The sequence below is a fragment of the Vitiosangium sp. GDMCC 1.1324 genome (genome assembly GCF_003044305.1).
In the GTDB taxonomy this organism is placed as follows: Bacteria; Myxococcota; Myxococcia; order Myxococcales; family Myxococcaceae; genus Archangium.
The window spans coordinates 115,059-131,256 of the sequence record NZ_PZOX01000020.1 but is presented as its reverse complement, the minus strand read 5'-3'; the positions used below and the strand labels follow the sequence as shown (position 1 = coordinate 131,256).

15 protein-coding genes are annotated in these 16,198 nt (G+C 69.1%); 11 read left to right on the top strand and 4 right to left on the bottom strand.

Annotated features, from left to right (window positions below):
• Nucleotides 1-42 precede the first annotated feature (42 nt).
• A complete protein-coding gene (locus tag DAT35_RS61970) occupies nt 43-171 on the bottom strand; it encodes a hypothetical protein (protein WP_255415245.1) in 129 nt (42 codons plus the stop codon).
• Nucleotides 172-342: 171 nt separating this feature from the next.
• On the opposite strand from DAT35_RS61970, the gene DAT35_RS42345 reads away from it, so the two are divergent.
• From DAT35_RS42345 to DAT35_RS42325, 5 genes are all read left to right on the top strand, one after another.
• Nucleotides 343-846 carry a YkgJ family cysteine cluster protein gene (locus tag DAT35_RS42345; protein ID WP_108075000.1) on the top strand — a complete coding sequence of 168 codons (504 nt, stop codon included), beginning with the start codon at nt 343-345 and terminating at the stop codon, nt 844-846.
• Nucleotides 843-1,943, top strand: coding sequence for a glycerate kinase (locus tag DAT35_RS42340; protein ID WP_108074999.1), 1,101 nt, complete (start codon nt 843-845; stop codon nt 1,941-1,943). Before DAT35_RS42345 ends, DAT35_RS42340 begins: the two co-directional genes overlap by 4 nt.
• A gap of 117 nt (nt 1,944-2,060) precedes the next feature.
• On the top strand, nt 2,061-2,246 hold the full coding sequence (locus DAT35_RS42335) for a hypothetical protein (RefSeq protein ID WP_146210107.1): 186 nt from the start codon (nt 2,061-2,063) through the stop codon (nt 2,244-2,246).
• 119 nt (nt 2,247-2,365) lie between these two features.
• Nucleotides 2,366-3,094 (top strand): cysteine hydrolase family protein, encoded by a 729-nt coding sequence (locus DAT35_RS42330; protein ID WP_199243166.1) that lies wholly within the window; start codon nt 2,366-2,368, stop codon nt 3,092-3,094.
• 44 nt (nt 3,095-3,138) lie between these two features.
• Nucleotides 3,139-4,482 (top strand): hypothetical protein, encoded by a 1,344-nt coding sequence (locus DAT35_RS42325; RefSeq protein ID WP_108074997.1) that lies wholly within the window; start codon nt 3,139-3,141, stop codon nt 4,480-4,482.
• 10 nt (nt 4,483-4,492) lie between these two features.
• Here the strand turns inward: DAT35_RS42325 and DAT35_RS42320 are convergent, their stop codons facing one another.
• The 3 genes from DAT35_RS42320 to DAT35_RS42310 form a co-directional block, all read right to left on the bottom strand.
• Nucleotides 4,493-5,407, bottom strand: coding sequence for a hypothetical protein (locus DAT35_RS42320; protein WP_108074996.1), 915 nt, complete (start codon nt 5,405-5,407; stop codon nt 4,493-4,495).
• Nucleotides 5,408-5,410: 3 nt separating this feature from the next.
• Complete coding sequence (locus tag DAT35_RS42315; RefSeq protein ID WP_108074995.1) at nt 5,411-8,077, bottom strand: TonB family protein; 2,667 nt, start codon at nt 8,075-8,077, stop codon at nt 5,411-5,413.
• A gap of 75 nt (nt 8,078-8,152) precedes the next feature.
• Nucleotides 8,153-8,959: a methylase gene (locus DAT35_RS42310; RefSeq protein WP_108074994.1), complete on the bottom strand. Its 807-nt coding sequence runs from the start codon at nt 8,957-8,959 to the stop codon at nt 8,153-8,155.
• Between the two features lie 29 nt (nt 8,960-8,988).
• Between DAT35_RS42310 and DAT35_RS42305 the strand changes: the two genes are divergently transcribed.
• The 6 genes from DAT35_RS42305 (at nt 8,989) to DAT35_RS42280 (ending at nt 16,193) form a co-directional block, all read left to right on the top strand.
• Entirely contained in the window at nt 8,989-9,747 is a 759-nt protein-coding gene (locus DAT35_RS42305; protein WP_108074993.1) for a helix-turn-helix domain-containing protein, read from the top strand.
• A gap of 63 nt (nt 9,748-9,810) precedes the next feature.
• Nucleotides 9,811-10,878, top strand: coding sequence for a C45 family peptidase (locus DAT35_RS42300; RefSeq protein ID WP_108074992.1), 1,068 nt, complete (start codon nt 9,811-9,813; stop codon nt 10,876-10,878).
• A gap of 153 nt (nt 10,879-11,031) precedes the next feature.
• Nucleotides 11,032-13,296, top strand: coding sequence for a type VI secretion system Vgr family protein (locus DAT35_RS42295; RefSeq protein ID WP_108074991.1), 2,265 nt, complete (start codon nt 11,032-11,034; stop codon nt 13,294-13,296).
• A 17-nt stretch (nt 13,297-13,313) separates the two neighbouring features.
• The gene (locus DAT35_RS42290; RefSeq protein WP_108074990.1) at nt 13,314-13,844 is read left to right on the top strand and encodes a DUF6484 domain-containing protein; all 531 of its coding nucleotides are present in this window, start codon (nt 13,314-13,316) and stop codon (nt 13,842-13,844) included.
• A 3-nt stretch (nt 13,845-13,847) separates the two neighbouring features.
• Nucleotides 13,848-15,146 (top strand): TIGR02270 family protein, encoded by a 1,299-nt coding sequence (locus DAT35_RS42285; protein WP_108074989.1) that lies wholly within the window; start codon nt 13,848-13,850, stop codon nt 15,144-15,146.
• A 15-nt stretch (nt 15,147-15,161) separates the two neighbouring features.
• A complete protein-coding gene (locus DAT35_RS42280; protein ID WP_108074988.1) occupies nt 15,162-16,193 on the top strand; it encodes a DUF2169 domain-containing protein in 1,032 nt (343 codons plus the stop codon).
• Nucleotides 16,194-16,198 lie beyond the last annotated feature (5 nt).

Genomic DNA, 16,198 nt, shown 5'->3' with positions numbered 1-16,198 from the left:
AATGCGCGCAGGGCCACAGCCATTGCTGGAGGAGCACAGCCCTCAAGAATCCGGCCACCCCACATCGCACTGCATGAAGCGCTCGAGCCAATCCCTCCCCTGCTCCAGCGGCTCGAGCCCCCGCAACCCGGCACACACCTCGGCCAGCGCTCCGTACCCATAGGTGCTCACGCGTCACTGGACGAGACGCGCGAGGACCTGGTGTGCCGGCCCCTGGCCTGATGGGCCCTCGTGTCCAGGGCCGCCTGGATGGTCGCCTCGGACCACGGGATCCGCGCGGCATGGCGGGCCCATGGCGGGTAAGCTCTTCTCCACTGCAGCCTTTGACCGAACACACAACCCATGCACTCCCCGGATTGGGACGACGACATCGACGAGGCCCCCACGGCCGTGAGCGCCCGCGAGGAGGCGCGCGCCCTCCAGGAACTGCGCGCCATCTACCGGCAGGCGGATGCGGCGTATGCGCCCTTCTCGTGCCCGGCGAGCGGCGAGTGCTGCCAGCTCTCGAAGACAAAGCGTCAACCCTGGCTCTGGTACCCCGAGTGGCTGCTCCTGACGCGCCACCATCCGCTGCCACCCCCGAGGGAGGACGGAGGCTGTCCCTACCTGGACGCGGCGGGGAAGCGCTGCACCGTGTACGCGGAGCGCCCGTTCGGCTGCCGCACCTTCTTCTGCGAGCGCATCCGCGGCCCGGCCCGCCAGCCCGCGGACACGGTGAGCGCCCTGTTGCTCCGCCTGGAGCGCGTCTCCGAGCGCATCCTGCCGTCGTTGACCGGCCCCCGGCCCATCCTCGAGTGGCACGCGGAGGCCTCCTCCGGGCAGGAGCCCACCGAGCCCAAGCCGTGAGTCGCTGGCTCGTCGCGCCACAGGAGTTCAAGGGGACGCTCACCGCCGCCGAGGCCGCCACCGCCCTGGCCGAGGGGTTGCGCCAGGGAGCGCCCGGGGTGGAGCTGGACGTGGCTCCGCTCGCGGATGGAGGGCCGGGCACCGTGGACGCGCTGCTCGCGGGTCTGGGAGGCGAGCGGGTGACGTGCACCGTTCAGGGTCCGCTCGGTACTCCCGTGCGGGCGGCCTACGGGCTGCTGGACTCGGGGCGCACGGCGGTCATCGAGATGGCCGCGGCCTCCGGGCTGTCCCTGCTCACGCAGAGCGAGCGAGCCCCCTTGCGCACCTCTACCTCCGGCACCGGCGAGCTGATGCGCGAGGCACTGGACCGCGGATGTGAACGGCTCATCATCGGGCTCGGAGGAAGCGCCACCAATGACGGGGGAACTGGGGCCCTCGCGGCGCTCGGGTTCCGGTTCCTCGACACACACGGTGTGCCCCTTCCTCCTGGCGGGGCCGCGCTGAAACGGCTCGCACGGGTGGACGCGAGCGGACGGCACCCGCGGCTCTCCCAGGTGGAGTTGCTGGTGGCCACGGACGTCACCGCGCCGCTGCTCGGACCCGATGGAGCCTCGCGCCTCTTCGGGCCGCAGAAGGGCGCGGACGCGAGCGCCGTGGCCGAGCTGGAATCCGCCCTGGCCCGGCTCGCCGAAGTCGTCTCGCCCGAAGTCGCTCAGACGCCGGGCGCGGGCGCGGCCGGAGGCTTCGGCTACGGGCTCGCGGCCCTGGCTGGAGGAAAGATCGTCTCCGGCTACGAGCTGGTGGCCCGGACGCTCCGCCTGTCCGAGCGGCTCGCCGCCGCCGAGGCCGTGCTCACCGGCGAGGGACGCTTCGATCGGCAGACGGCACTCGGCAAGGGCCCCGGCTCCCTGGCCCGGGAAGCGCGGGCGCTCGGCAGGCGCTCGGTGATGTTCGCGGGCATGGTCGCTCCCGACGCGGAAACAGGCGGCTCCCTCTTCGACGAGGTGGTCACGGTGTCCGCGCTGGCGCCACCGGGTGTCTCCTATGCCGAGGCCTTGCGGCATGCGGGTATCTGGTGGGCCTCCCGTCAGAAGTAGACTGGGGCCACCATGAACCTCCGCCTTCGCTTGGGAATGATTGCCGTGAGCCTCCTCTCGCTCGCGGCCGGTGGCTGCAGCAATGGAGCAGGTGGCGCCCTCCTCTGGGGAGTCGCCATGTCCGCCGTCTCTCGGGCCCAGGGCGGCTGCTACGCCACCTGCCTGCCTGGAACCACGTGCAACACCCAGACGGGCTATTGCGATCCCCTCCCCTGCCGGGGCGAGTGCCTCTCTCAAGAGCAGTGCGTGGAAGATGCGCTCGGCAGCCGCTGCATGCCCGCCGGTCAGCCCGCGGCGAAGTGAAGCCACGAGGTGGGCCGACCCTGCAAAAACGCAGGCTCACTCGGCGGAGAACCCGATTCAACGCAGCCCGGGCCGGCGTTACTTCTTCAGGCGTCACGCTTCACGAGGAGTCCGCCACCATGTTCCGCCCGTTCCCCTCCGCCGCGCTCCACATTCCCTGGAGGAATCTCCTCCCGCTCTCGATGCTCGCGACGACCGCCTGCCTCGGCACCGTGCGGCCCGCGCCTCGCAGCCTGCTCGATTTCGCGGGAGTCCCACCCCACGTGGCCGACCCCAGCCGGGCCGCGCTCGTCATCATCGACGCCCAGGAGGAGTATGTCCGGGGCTCGGTGCCGCTGGCCGGAGTCGAGGAGGCCATCGCCGAGGCCGCCCGGGTGAGGCGCTGGGCCCAGGCGCGGGGCGTGCCCGTCTTCCACATCGTGCACCATGGAAAGCCCGGGTCGGTGTTGTTCAACCCCGAGGGCCCCTTCTCCGCCGTCGTCCCCGCGCTCACGCCCGAGCCCGGTGAGACCGTGCTCATCAAGCAGCTGCCCAACTCGTTCGCCGGGACGGAGCTGCACGAGCGGCTGAAGCAACTCGGCCGCACCGAGCTCGTCCTGGTGGGGTTCGCCACGCACATGTGCATCAGCAGCACCGCACGGGCCGCGCTCGACCTGGGCTACCGCACCACGGTGGTGGCCCGGGCCACCGCCACCAGGGACCTGCCCGATGGAAAGGGAGGCTTCATCCCCGCCCAGTGGGTGCAAGCCAGCGCGCTCGCGGAGCTGGGGGACCGCTTCGCCACCATCGTGGAGGACGCCGGAGCCCTGCCCGCGGCTCCCGCTCAGCCGCGGACACAACTCCGCTGACCGTGCCTTGTGGTCCGCGGCGCCACGTCCGCACAATACCGGGCATGACGACCCCGAGCGCGGCCAGCAAGCTCCGCACCATCTGCATCATCGTGGTGAGCAGCATCTTGGTGGTGGTGCTGGTGGCCTTTGGCGCACGCTGGCGGCTGGAGCAGCGGGCCCACGAAGCCGCGGATGTGCTGGTCGCGGATGCCCGCGAGCGCACCGCCGCCGCAGAACATGTCGCACGGCCCTCCCATGTCGACGAGCCCACGTCCGGGACACTCGCCGAGGCACTCGGGCCTCTGATGCCGGAGCTCATCGCCCTCTATGACTCCCAGCCCAGGCCCTCGGAAGCGGTGGGCGAGGCGTGCTCGGACGTCCGCGACGGAGTGCGTCCCCTCTCGGAGCTGCCCCGCGAGTGCCGCGAGGCGCTCGAGAAGGGCCGGTCCTTGGTTCAACGCACGCTGCGGACCTCCCGGGCCGCGGTGGGAGGACTGCCCGAGGGGCTCCGTATCTTCGATGACCCCAAGCACCCCTACCAGCGGACGGCCTTGTTGCCGATCCAGAACATCCTCAAGCTCGCGGCGCTCGAGATGCGCTTCCAGACGGAACAGGGTCAGGCCGATGCGGCGCTGGAGAGCTGCCTGGATGGGCTCGCGCTCGCACGGGACATGGGGTACGGCAACGCGCTCATCGGCGCGATGGTCTCCGCGTCCGGCCACGACCTCCTGTTCTTCCCGTGCGCCGAGGCACTCGACCACGCCACTCCCGGGGCCCGGCGGCGCGCCCAGGTGGCGCTGCGGCGCATCCGCGCGAGTCTCGCTCCGTTCTCCTCGGCCCTGCGGGATGAGCGCGTCTACATGCCGCTCCTCACCGCGGGCTGGACGCTCGACCGGAACCAGCTCGACGCGCTCCCGGCGGGAGCCAGGGCCGTGGCCACCGAGGTGAATGCATACATGGCGTACATCACTCCCACGAACATGCCGCCCCTCGTCGTGCGCGCGCTGATGCAGGAGGCCTGGCCCATCTCCCAGAAGCTCAACGACCAGGCCATCGCGGTCGCCGACCTTCCCCCTGCCCAGCGAAGCGCCCGGCTCGTCACACTGGGTCGGGCCTTTGAACGCTCGTGGAATCCGTTCCTCCGAGGAGACGGGCCGGATTACGAGCTCTTCGCCGGGCGCCTGGACAAGCAGCGGGCCCGATTGGACCTGCTGCTCGCGCTGGCCCTGGTGAAGGAGCACCGCGCGGAGAGCGGCACCTGGCCCTCCGCGCCGCCGCCGCTCTACTCCGAGCGCGAGGTGCTGCTGCCCACGGCGTTGAAGCTCCAGCCCGCCGAGGGCGGCAAGCTCCTCCTCTTCTCTGAGGCCCTGAAGCCCGAGGAGCTCTCGGTGACGGCGACTCCCTGAGCGCGGGGGCTCACGGCGTGTACTTCACCGTCCGCGTCACCCAGGACATGCCGCCGCGCCCATCGCGCACCACCACCCAGAAGCGCACCTCCTGGGCCTGTGCCGACGCCGGAGGCTGCCACTCCACGTGGTGCTTCCCCTCTCCGCCGCCCAGGTCCGCCCCGCCCGTGTTGTCCGGGGAGATCCTGCCCAGCGTGCTGTACCACGACAGGTTCCAGGACTCCTGGAGTTGCACCGGCTTGAGCTCGAAGGAGGGCACCACGTACGGCTCCTCGAGCGCGGAGAAGTCCGCGGGCTCCAGCTTGAAGGGCCCCGGGCCGGACAGCTCGCGCGGCGCCTCCGCACCCCACGGCTGGCCCTCCAGCAGCAGGCCCGGCAGTTCCGGCTGCTCGTTGGGCTTCATCTCCGGGAAGAAGCGGCAGCCGTACACCATCAGCTTCTGCGCGTAGACCTGCTCGTTGCCGCCGCGCACCCACAGCACCAGCGGCAGGCGCACGCCACCCAGGCCCCGGTACGTGTCCTTCTCGAGCACCTTCTGCACCAGGAAGGTGCCATCGGCCAGCCGTGCCGCGCCCGGGCCAGGGAACAGGTTGATGACCAGCTCGCCGGCCTTGGTGACGCCGCGGGCCAGCTCCACGCGATCCTCCTTGCAGGTGTCGTCATCCGGGTCGGCACACGCCCACAACGTGTAGTCGAGGTCCCGGCCCTCTCCCGCCGGGTCCGGGATGAGCGCGGTGAGACGTACCGGGCGCACGAGCGCATCCACGAGCAACGCCGGGTCCGTGGAGCACGTGTCGGCGAACAACTCCGGAGGATCCGTCCGGATGGAGAGCACGCGCAGATCCTTCACGTTCGACGGAGTGTCCTCGGACCCCACGCAGGCGGCGCCCAACAGCAGGCCCAGGATGATGGACAGGTGGCGCATGACTCAGAAGCTCCCCTTGATGCCGAGGACCGGGAGGATCGGGATGCCGGGCACCTCGAACTGCTCGCGGAACCGATAATCGGTGAAGGTCGCCTCCACGTTGGAGGCGTTGTAGACGTTCTGCACGTCGATGTAGGCGGCGAGTGTCCAGCTCTGGAAGAGCCAGCTCTTCTCCAGCCGCAGGTCCAGTTGGTGGAAGGGCTTGTAGCGGATGGAGTTGATCTCACCGTACGAGCCGGAGAAGCCGTTGCGATCCACGTTGTAGATGTCGAAGACGTGCTGCAGCGGCGTGGTGGGCCGGCCGGTGACGTAGCGCATGCGGGCGCCCAGCTCGAAGCCATACGGCAGCCGGTAGCTGGCCACCGCGGTGAGGATGTGCGTCTGGTCCCAGGTGGTCAGGCGGTAGTCGTTGCCTCCCACGCGCCGCTGCTCCGAGCGGTTGAGGGTGTAGGCGATCCAGCCGAAGAAGTTACGCGTCACCGCGTGCCGCAGCATGATCTCCATGCCGTAGGCGCGCCCCAGCCCCCGATTGCCGTACTGGTAGCGCGTCAGCGTGCCGTCGTCGTTCTGCACCGTCTCGCCCGGAGAGACGACCAGGTCGTAGCGCCGGTTGTAGTAGCCGGTGAGGTCCACGCTGAGGGCCTCGGTGAGCTGCTGCTCCACGCCCAGGCTCGTCTGGAAGGCGCGCTCGTGGGTGAGGGCGGGGTTGCCCAGCGGCGCCGGCTCCAGGTTGAACGTGTTCGGCGGCTGGCTGTAGAGACCCAGGCTGCCCTTGACGGCCGTCCTCTCCGTCGGCTGGTAGCGCGCCCACAACCGGGGGTCGGCGACGAAGCGATCCTGGCCGTAGATGCGGGCGTAGGTGGCGCGCACGCCGGGCGTCAGCGTCACCAGCCCGAACTTGAGATCCAGCTCTCCATAGAGCCCGCCATCGAAGGCGTTGGCCACCCGCTTGAGCTCCTGCATCTCCGCCTTGGGCTCGGAGCCGGGGAAGGCCGGGTACTGGATGCCCCCGAGGACGGGCAGCTTGCCGCCCGCCACCGTGTGCTCGAAGCGCGCGTCCGCACCGGCGCGGGCGGTGAGCCAGGACGTCAGCTCCAGCGAAAGGTCCTCGCGCCCGCCGAGCGACCAGACGTTCGCGTCGAGCTTCGTCTCACCGAAACCGAAGCGGGCCAGGTCATAGCCCCCGTACGGGGTGAACACCGAGGTGAGGTTGCCGAGCCGGTACGTCCAGTTGCCCGTGACGCGGTGGAAGAGCGTGCGCGTGTCCACGGTGACGTCGCGGTTGCGTCCGCCGCCGGTGGCCACCACGTTGAGCAGGTCGTCCGAGCCGAAGGCCATCACGTACCCGCTGTGGCGCCCGCCCGGGCCCGGCTCGCTGCCGCGCTTCGCGCCGAAGTCCATGCGCACCTGGTAGTCCCAGTAGCGGGGCAGCACGAGCAACGTGCCACCCTCGGGGTCCTCGGGCAGCACGAGCGGCAGGAGCACGTCCACGTACGAGCGCCTCGCGGCACCGGCGACGGAGATGCCGTCGGTGACGGGGGCCTCGAGGAAGAAGCCCGAATCCAGCAGGTCCACCTTCGCCGAGCCGTGCAGTGTGTCGGAGGCGCCCTTGCGCGTGGACACGTCCACCACGCCGCCCACCGCGCGGCCGTAACGCGAGCTGAAGCCGCCCGGGTAGAAGTCCACCTTGTCGATGAACTCGGCGTTGAGCACCGAGGGCCCGCCGCCCAGGTGGTAGAGGAGCGGCACCTGCACGCCGTCGAAGTAGGTGAGCGTCTGGTCCGGCGCCGCGCCGCGCACGATGAGCTGGCCGGAGATGAAGGGAGCACGCGCCACGCCGGGCAGGTTCTGGATGACACGGATGGGGTCTCCGAAGGTGCCCGGCACCTTCTGCAACTCCTGACGCTCCAGGGTGCGGCGCACCACCTCCTTCTTCTCGCGCACGCCGCGCACCACCGTCTCGTAGCCCGGCGCCTTGGGCAGCAGGTAGAAGATGACCTCCGTCGTCTCGCCCGGAGCGAGCGTCTCCTTCGTCGTGAAGAGGTGGTAGTCGTTGGCCACCACGCGCACGTCACACACGCCCGGCGTCACCTTCAGGGTGAAGTGGCCCTCCGCGTCCGAGAGCGCCTCGGGGGCCTCCGGATCGTCCCCGCAGCGCACTGTGGCTCCGTCCACGCGCGAGCGGCTCCCGCGAGCCAGCAACTGCCCGGTGAGAGTGGCCTGCGGCGGGGGCGGCGGGGCGGATTCCTCCACCTTCGGCGGCTGGAGGACGAAGTTGTAGACGTACTGGATTTGAATGGGGGCCGGCGCACCATCCACCTCGGCCGGGGAGAACTGGAACTGGCGCACCGCCGCGAGCGCCGCCTCGTCGAAGCCATCGCCCACGGGCTTCACCACCTGCGCGTCGGACACCTGGCCCTTCTCGTCGATGGTGATGAGCATCTCCACCGAGGCCGTCTTGCCGGCGGCGGCGGCCTCCGGCGGGAAGACGGCTTCCACGAAGTGGACGAGCTCGGGTGCCTTCGTCAGCACCGGGGTGTGGACACCAGCGTCCACCTCCTCACGGCGCGCGCCGTCATAGGCCTGGGCCCACGCCCGCGCGGAGGAAACGGAGAGGACGACGACGAGCAACCAGAGAACGGAGCGGATCGGAGCCACGGTGGGGGGCATTTAAGGGGAACTTCCTTGCCGGACCAAACCCGGAATTCTATCGGCCCTCGCCGAAGGGAGGCGAGGACTCCAGCTCTACCGGAAAACGCCGCCTGGGGGCTTCCAGAGCAGATAGCCGTGCTCGAGCAGCCACGCGTCCGTGACGAGTCCCTCGATGCGGACAGCCAGCCGGAGGACGGAGTGGCGGAAGGCCTCGGGAGGCTCCACGTGTCCCGCCTCGCGCACCTCCTGCCACGCCGCCGTCCAATCTGCGAAGAAGGCATGGATGGGCTCTCCGGGCTTCACCCGGCGGCGGAAGTCCCGGGGCATCCAGTCGCGGAAGAGCACGGGCGCGAAGCCGCGGCTGAAGTCGGTGTGGAAGAGCAGGGCCTCGCGAGAGATCCCTTCCGGAACGCGCCGGAGCAGGTGCGCCACCAGCACGGCCCCGGGCGTGTCCGTGCTGCCCTCGACGAGCAGCCCGCCCTCGAGCAGCGCCCCGCCCAGCGTCTGGTGGATGGCGGGCACCTCCTCGGGGCGGTAGCCGCGCAACAGGTTCATGGCGCGGATGAGGCGCACGCTCTCCCCGGGCCGCAGGGGCAGCTCGAAGCCTCCCTGCCGGAAGTCGGTGAGCGCATCGGCGTGCTCCCTGGCGGACTCCACGCGCGGGGGCTCCAGCTCCACGCCCACCACCGGAAGCCCGGGGTTGAGCTCGCGGAAGGCCCGGGCGCTCTCGAGCGTGGTCCACGGGTGCTCGCCGAAACCCAGGTCCACGAAGGCGGCCCGCGCCCACGCCCCATCCCCACGTGTCAGCAACCCACGCTCGGAGTGGGCCAGGTACGCGTCGAGCGCCTGTAGGCGTTGATGGGAGGTCCTTCCGCGCGTCTTCCGGTCCAGGGAGGTCATGGGGGCGGGTCCGGGACTATATTCGGCCCATGCCCGCCACGACCCCGCCTCTCCCGTGGACACAGCAGGGGCCCGCCCCCGCCTCCCTGGCGGATCGCGTGGAGTTCCTGCTCTGGGTGCCGCCCGAGGCCTCCATCACGTGGGAGCACGAGGTCGTCCCCGACGCGAACGTGGACCTGCTCCTGGAGCTGTCGGACGGGCGATGCCGGGCCATCCTCTACGGGCCCCTCACGCGCACCCTCCACGTCCCGACGCGGGCCGGCCATGGATACCTCGTCGTGCACTGCCGCCCGGGAGCGATGCCCCGGCTCGTGGATGCCAGCCCCGCCGAGCTGGTCAACAGCGCCGTGGAGTTGCGCGAGATTGGCGGAGTCTCCCTGGACGCGCTCGGGGAGCAGTTGCTCGCCGCCGGCTCGCTGGAGCCGATGCGGCAGGTGCTCACTCCCCTCCTGGAGCGAGCGGCCTGGCCTCCGGGTGACAGCTTCGACCGGGCGCTGCGCCACCTGCTCGCCCGGCCGGAGACGCCGAGTCCGGGCGAGTTGGCCGAGGCGCTCCACCTCAGCACGCGCACGCTGCAGCGGGCCTTCAAGGAGCGCGTGGGCTACTCCCCCCGGACGTACGCCCGTGTCGCGCGGCTCCAGGGGGCCCTGTCCGCCCTCAGGGAGGACCCCGCCCGCTCCCTCTCCGAGGTGGCGTACCGTGTGGGCTATGCCGACCACGCGCACATGACACGGGAGTTCCGCGAGCTGACGGGCCGGACTCCGAGCGACTTCCGCCGGCCGGCCTGAAGCTACCCACGCGTGTCGCATTCGTTCAAGCGGTGGAGGAACCCGGGGCGTAGCTTGCGCGCCATGACGACACACACCGTTCGGGTCACCGAGTGCCAGGGAACACCGCGCCAGGTGGGCCAGCAGTGGGGAGAGACGTGCCGTGAGAGCCTGCGCGCCTCGGCCGAGACCTTCTTCCACGCCCTGTCCGCGGGCCCGCTGAGCGCCTCTCGGGAGGACGCGGTGCGCACGGCGATGAAGCTGGAGGCCAACGTGCGCGCCTTCGACGCGGAGGCGCTCGAGCTCATCCGGGGACAGGCAGAGGGGGCCGGGCTGCCCTACGAGGAGTCCTTCGCGCTCCAGTGCATGTTGGAGCTGGCCGTCAACTACGCGCAGCTCGGAGGCATGTGCACCTCGCTGGCCCTCACGGGCGAGGCGACCGTGGATGGCCAGGCGCTCATCGGACAGACGATCGACTGGAACCCGGACGCGCGGGTGGACCTGCTGAGGATCCGCCACGCGGACGGACGCGAGCAGCTCTCGCTGTGCCTGGCCGGCTCGCCGTACTACCACCTCAACAGCGACGGGGTGGGCAACTGCGCCAACCTCACGCTCGTCGCGCCCCGGCCGTGCCCCTCGCTGGTGCCGCTGTCCGTGTACCTCCCGAAGGCGATGCGCCAGCCGAGCCTCTCCGCGGCGCTGGAAGTGCTCGTCACGGCGGCGCGGGGCATCGGCTACTACCACCTCGCGGACGCGCACGGGCGCGTGGTGGGCATCGAGAGCACGTACAACGACCATGTCCTGCTGAACCCGGAGCGAGGCGTCCTCGTCCACGCCAATCACTACCAATCCGAGCGCTTCCGCGAGCAGGACTTCACCCATCAGGTGTCGCCCTGCACCTTCAAGCGCAAGGAGCGCATCGCGGAGCAGGTGGCGGCCGGTCACGGGAAGCACACACCCGAGTCGGTGATGCGGATGCTCGCGGACCACGGCACGCCCGAGGGCCGCATCTGCCTGCACGACACGCCGCCCGCGCCCGGAACCCTGCCCCTGGTGACGAAGGCCACGGTGGTGATGGCGCCTGCCCGTCGCGCGATGTGGGTGGCGGCGGGGCCCGCCTGCCGGGAGCCCTTCACCGAGTTCCGCCTCTGAGCGGTGGCGGGGCCGGGCCGATCCCCCCGGACGCGAAGATTCCGGGCCTCCCACACTTCATCCCAGCACTTCTTCCCGGAAGAAGCACTGCTCACGGGGCCTCAGACGGGGTACAGTGGAGGGATTCAAAACACACCCGTAAGGGGGGACTCCATGATCGCGACCGCTGCGCTCCAGGCCAACCAGCCCGAGTTCGAGTTCCAGGTCGGTCCCCACGCCATGGGCGAGCTGGCCGTCGTGGGCTTCGAGGCCGACGAAACGGTCTCTCAGCCGTACTCCGTCGAAGTCACCCTGGCGGCGCCGCCCGACGTGAACGTGGATGAGAAGGCACTGCTGGGGCAGAAGGCGCTGCTGACCGTGCAGCTCGGGGACGGGACGGCGCGCTTCTTCAACGGCATGGTGTCGCGCGTGGTGCGCTGGGACGCCAACCGGGGGCCCGAGCGCCAGCGCTACCGTGTCACGGTGGTGCCCCGACTGTGGACGCTCCGGCACACCCGCAAGAGCCGCATCTTCCAGGAGATGACCGTCCCGGACATCGTCCACAAGGTCCTCAACGAGGCCACGGTGGAGCACAAGCTGTCGCTCAATGGCGCCTACGCCAAGCGCGACTACTGCGTGCAGTACCGCGAGTCCGACCTCGACTTCGTGTCCCGGCTGCTCGAGGAGGAGGGCATCTTCTACTACTTCGAGCACACCGAGGACGGGCACATGCTGGTGCTCAACGACGCCTCGCTCACGTGCTCGGCCATGGCGGGTGAGGCGAAGCTCGTCTTCCGCGAGCGCAGCAAGATGGTGGCGGAGCAGGAGTCCGTGCACGAGTTCGCCGCGCGGCTGGAGGTGCAGCCCGGCGCCGTCACCCTGCGCGACTTCGACTTCACCCGGCCCTCGCTGAACCTCACCACCGACAACGCCGCCGACGAGGGCGAGGCCGCGCTCGAAATCTATGACTACCCGGCCCGTTTCGAGGATGCCGGCGTGGGCAAGGGCCTGGCCAAGGTGCGCATGGAGGAGCTGCGTGCGCGCTCGGAGCTGGTGACCGGCGCCAGCAACTGCCGGCGCCTGCTGGCGGGCCACACCTTCGAGCTGGACGAGCACCCGTCGGCCGCGCTCAACCGCAAGTACCTGCCCATCTCGGTGAGACACTCGGGCAGCCAGCCGGAGGTGCTCACCTACGGGCAGGCCTCGGAGGACAAGCAGGAGGGCTACCGCAACGAGTTCCTCTGCATCCCCGCGTCGGTGCCCTACCGCCCGCCGCGCGCCACGTCCCGCCCGATCATCGCGGGAGCTCAGACGGCCGTCGTCGTGGGTCCTCCGGGCGAGGAGATCCACACCGACTCGCACGGCCGCATCAAGGTCCAGTTCCACTGGGACCGCGAGGGCAAGAACAACGACAAGAGTTCGTGCTGGATTCGCGTGAGCCAGGCCTGGGCGGGACCGGGCTGGGGCGCGCTGTACCTGCCGCGCATCGGGCACGAAGTGGTGGTCGAGTTCCTCGAGGGTGACCCCGACCGGCCCATCGTCACCGGCAGCGTCTACAACGGCCAGAACCCGTCCCCCATCTCGCTGCCCGACAACAAGACGCAGAGCACGCTGCGCTCCAGCTCCAGCCCCGGCAACGGCGGCTTCAACGAGCTGCGCATCGAGGACGCGGCGGGCGAGGAAGAGATCTTCCTGCACGCCCAGAAGGACTTCAACATCGTCGTCGAGAACGACAAGACGCAGCAGGTGGGCGGCAACGAGACGCTGCTGGTCAAGAAGGACCGCAGCCGCACCATCGAGGGCAACCAGTCGCTCGAGGTGAAGAAGAACGACGACTCCGTCATCGACGGCAACCAGAGCCTGGAGGTCGTCAAGGATCGCTCGACGACGGTGACGGGCAATCACACCGAGGCCGTGGTGGGGGACCAGGCCATCTCGGTGAACGGCAACCAGAGCGTGTCGGTGACGATGGCCTCCTCGGAGACGGTGGGGCTCGGGAAGATGCTGAACGTGGGCGGTGCCTACGCCGTGACGGTGGGCGGAGCGCTCAACCAGATGGTGGGCGGCCTCAAGTCCGAGCAGGTGGGCGGCGCCAAGGTGGAGGTGGTGGGCGCGAAGAAGTCCGAGACGGTCAAGGGCTCGCGCACGCTCCAGGTGGGTGGAGACCTCTCCGAGCAGGTCGACAAGAACCGCACCTTGAAGGTGGAGAAGGACCTGCTGGTGAGCGTGGGCGGCAAGCACAACCACGCCGTCAAGGACAGCTACACGCTGTCGGCCAAGGAGATTTCGCTGGTGGCCCAGGAGCAGTTCACCCTCAAGGTGGGCTCGGCGACCCTCCAGGTGAAGAAGAACGGCGACGTGGTCATCAAGGGCGCGAAGGTCGAGATCACCGCCAGCGGCGACGTCATCATCAAGGGCTCGAAGATCTCCGAGAACTAGCAGGGACCTGGAACACCATGACATCCCCCACGAATCCATCGGCGGCGAGCAACCCGGAGCCAGGAGAGCAGGAACCCATCTCGGGAACTCGGCTGGGCTGGCTCATCGGCAGCGATGCCGAGGGCCACTTCCTGGTGGACTACGACGGCAACCGCGCGGGCCCGCTGACGGCCCGGAGGACCATCACGCTCAAGCCCGAGGAGCTGCGGGATGCCATCGCGACGCGTCGGCGCGCGGTGCTGCTCTTCGAGAACGGGGATCCGCGCCTGCCCCTGGTGGTGGGCATGGAGCAGGTGCAGAGCCCCACTCCGCTGACGGACGCGGTGCTGGAGGCCTCGCTGCCCACTCCGGCGCCCCAGCAGCCAATGGAGGCCCACGTGGACGGCAAGCAGGTCGTCATCGAGGGCAAGGACGAGATCGTCCTCCAGTGCGGCCAGGCCAGCATCACCCTGCGCCGCAATGGCAAGGTCATCATCAAGGGGACCTACATCGAAACACACTCCGAAGGCGTCAACCGTATCAAGGGTGGCTCCGTTCATTTCAACTGAACCATGTCACGCGTCATGATGGACATCTGCGAGGAGCATCTGGACGAAGCCTCCTTCCTGTGGACTCAGTGGGAGCGCGCCCTCGTAGCGCCAGACTACGACCTGTCGGACACCGCGGAGTTGGAGGAGCGCCTGCTGGCTCACCTGGACGGACTGGTCGAAGGTGGCAACCCCGTGGCCGAGGCCCTGCTGCGACCATCGCTCGAATCTGAAGAGGTGACGCGGGTGTCCTCGGCAGCCTTCGCATTGCTGGCCAGCGCGGGGATGGAGAAGTGCCAGGCACTGCTGCGCGACGCCAGCCCTGACCAGCGCACCAGCATCCAGCGAGCATTGGAGCTCTGCGCGGGGCGGGAATTGGGTGAGTCCCTACTCCCATTGCTGAAAGCGGACGACCCTGACCTCCTGGCGACGGTGCTGGAAGTGCTGGTGGTACGCGAGGAGGCTTCGGACACGATGCTGGCCGACTTCCTCACACACGAGAACGCACGTATACGAACAGCGGCACTCAAGGGCCTGCGCGCGCTCCCCAGAAGCAATCCCCGGAACCTGCTGTCGCAGGCACTGACATCCCCGATCCCCGCTCTTCGTGACGCGGCCATCGAGGCGGGACTGGTCGCGGGGGTCAGGGATGCGTGGACAGTGTGTCGGAAGGTCCTCGCGGCTCGTGACGACCACGGCCGGGAGCCCATGGTGCTGTGGGCCATGGGCTGCGAGGAGAAAGAGGTCGAACTGCTGGTGGAATTGCTTCAAGAGCCCCGGCTTCGTGCGAATGCCCTCTGGGCCCTGGGATTCAGCGGGTGGGCAGTTGCCGCGGACGCATGCCTGGCATGGCTGGCGGATGATGCGGTCGCGCGTCTGGCGGGAGAGGCCTTCAGTGCCATTACCGGCTTACGTCTGGAGGATCAGTACGTGCTCCCCGAGCAGGAACCTCCCGAGGAACCCATCCCCCTGGAGCAAGAAGACCTCGATGCCAACCTGGTCCCCAGGGCCGAGGACGCGCTGCCTCGGCCCAACCCGGAAGCCATCACCGAGTGGTGGCGCGAGGCGCGAGGACGCTTCGAGCGCAGGACTCGCTATCTGATGGGATATCCCTTCCACAGCGAGGTTTTGATGACTGCGCTAGAGCGTGGCTCCATGCGACGCCGACATGTGCATGCCCGGGAGTTGGCCATCCGTAGCCGGAGAACCTGCCACGTCCCTACACGCCTCCTCACCCGGCAGCAACGAGCCGGTTTGGAGCGGGCAAAGGGGGCGAGCACACGTACCTCGGCGTTCCCCTTTGCCAGGCTACTCAGCGTTTGAGCCAAGAAGCCCCCCATGCTCCAGGCGCGTAACGAGACCCCCTTCACCCCCGGCATGTTCCTTTTCCCGAACGAGCAGGGGGTGGACACGTTGTATGTGGTGGTGAAAGCCACGTTCGACCTACGGCAAGACCGCCTGTCCATCGCGCGCAAACAGTGTCCCCTGGTCATGGCAGACGAGTACTGGGGCGAGCCCGGAGCCTCCAGCCTGAAGTACGCGAACGAGGCTCACCTGTTGAAGCCGGGAACGGATGTCGTGGTGGTGGGCGAAGCCCACGCACCGCGAGGTCGTCCGGTAGAAACCTGCCTCGTGTCCGTGAAGGTGGGGCCCCTGCATCAAGTGGTGCAGGTCTTTGGTGATCGTACCTGGCGTGGCGGACTGCTATCCCCTACTGCGTCGGCACCCGAGCCCTTCATCACCATGCCACTCGTCTATGAACGGGCCTTCGGCGGAACGCACGAACTGGAGGGGGGGCAGGTGCTCGCCGAACCCTCCAACCCGGTTGGCCAGGGGTTCCGCGGGAAGCGCAGCGCACGGGAAATGGTAGGGCAGGCACTGCCCAATCTGGAGGATCCACGGCATCTGATCGGCGGCATTTCGGATACGCCCGCTCCTGTCGGATGGGGGCCAGTGGCCCCTGCCTGGATGCCGCGCAAGGCATATGCAGGAACTTACGATGAGCAATGGAAGGCGCGCCGCGCGCCGTACCTGCCACTGGACTTCCGGCCAGAGTTCTTTCAGGTGGCCCCCCCTCCCCTATGCGCCTCAAAGGGGTTGAAGGGAGGCGAGTTGGTGGAACTCATCAACCTATCACCAGACGGCCCACAGCGCTTTGCACTGCCGCGTTGTGAGCTGGACGTCACGGTGCGCATCGCCCGCAGGCCGACGCAGCCACACATGAGGATGGAGACAGTGCTCCTGGAGCCTGGGGAGAGACGACTGATCCTCACCTGGCGGGGAGCGGTCGAATGTGACAAGCGCTCGTTGAAGGTAGAAGAGGCCTTGTTCCAAGTGAAGTCCCTCAAAGGAGCAGGTGAGCAAGAATGACAGCT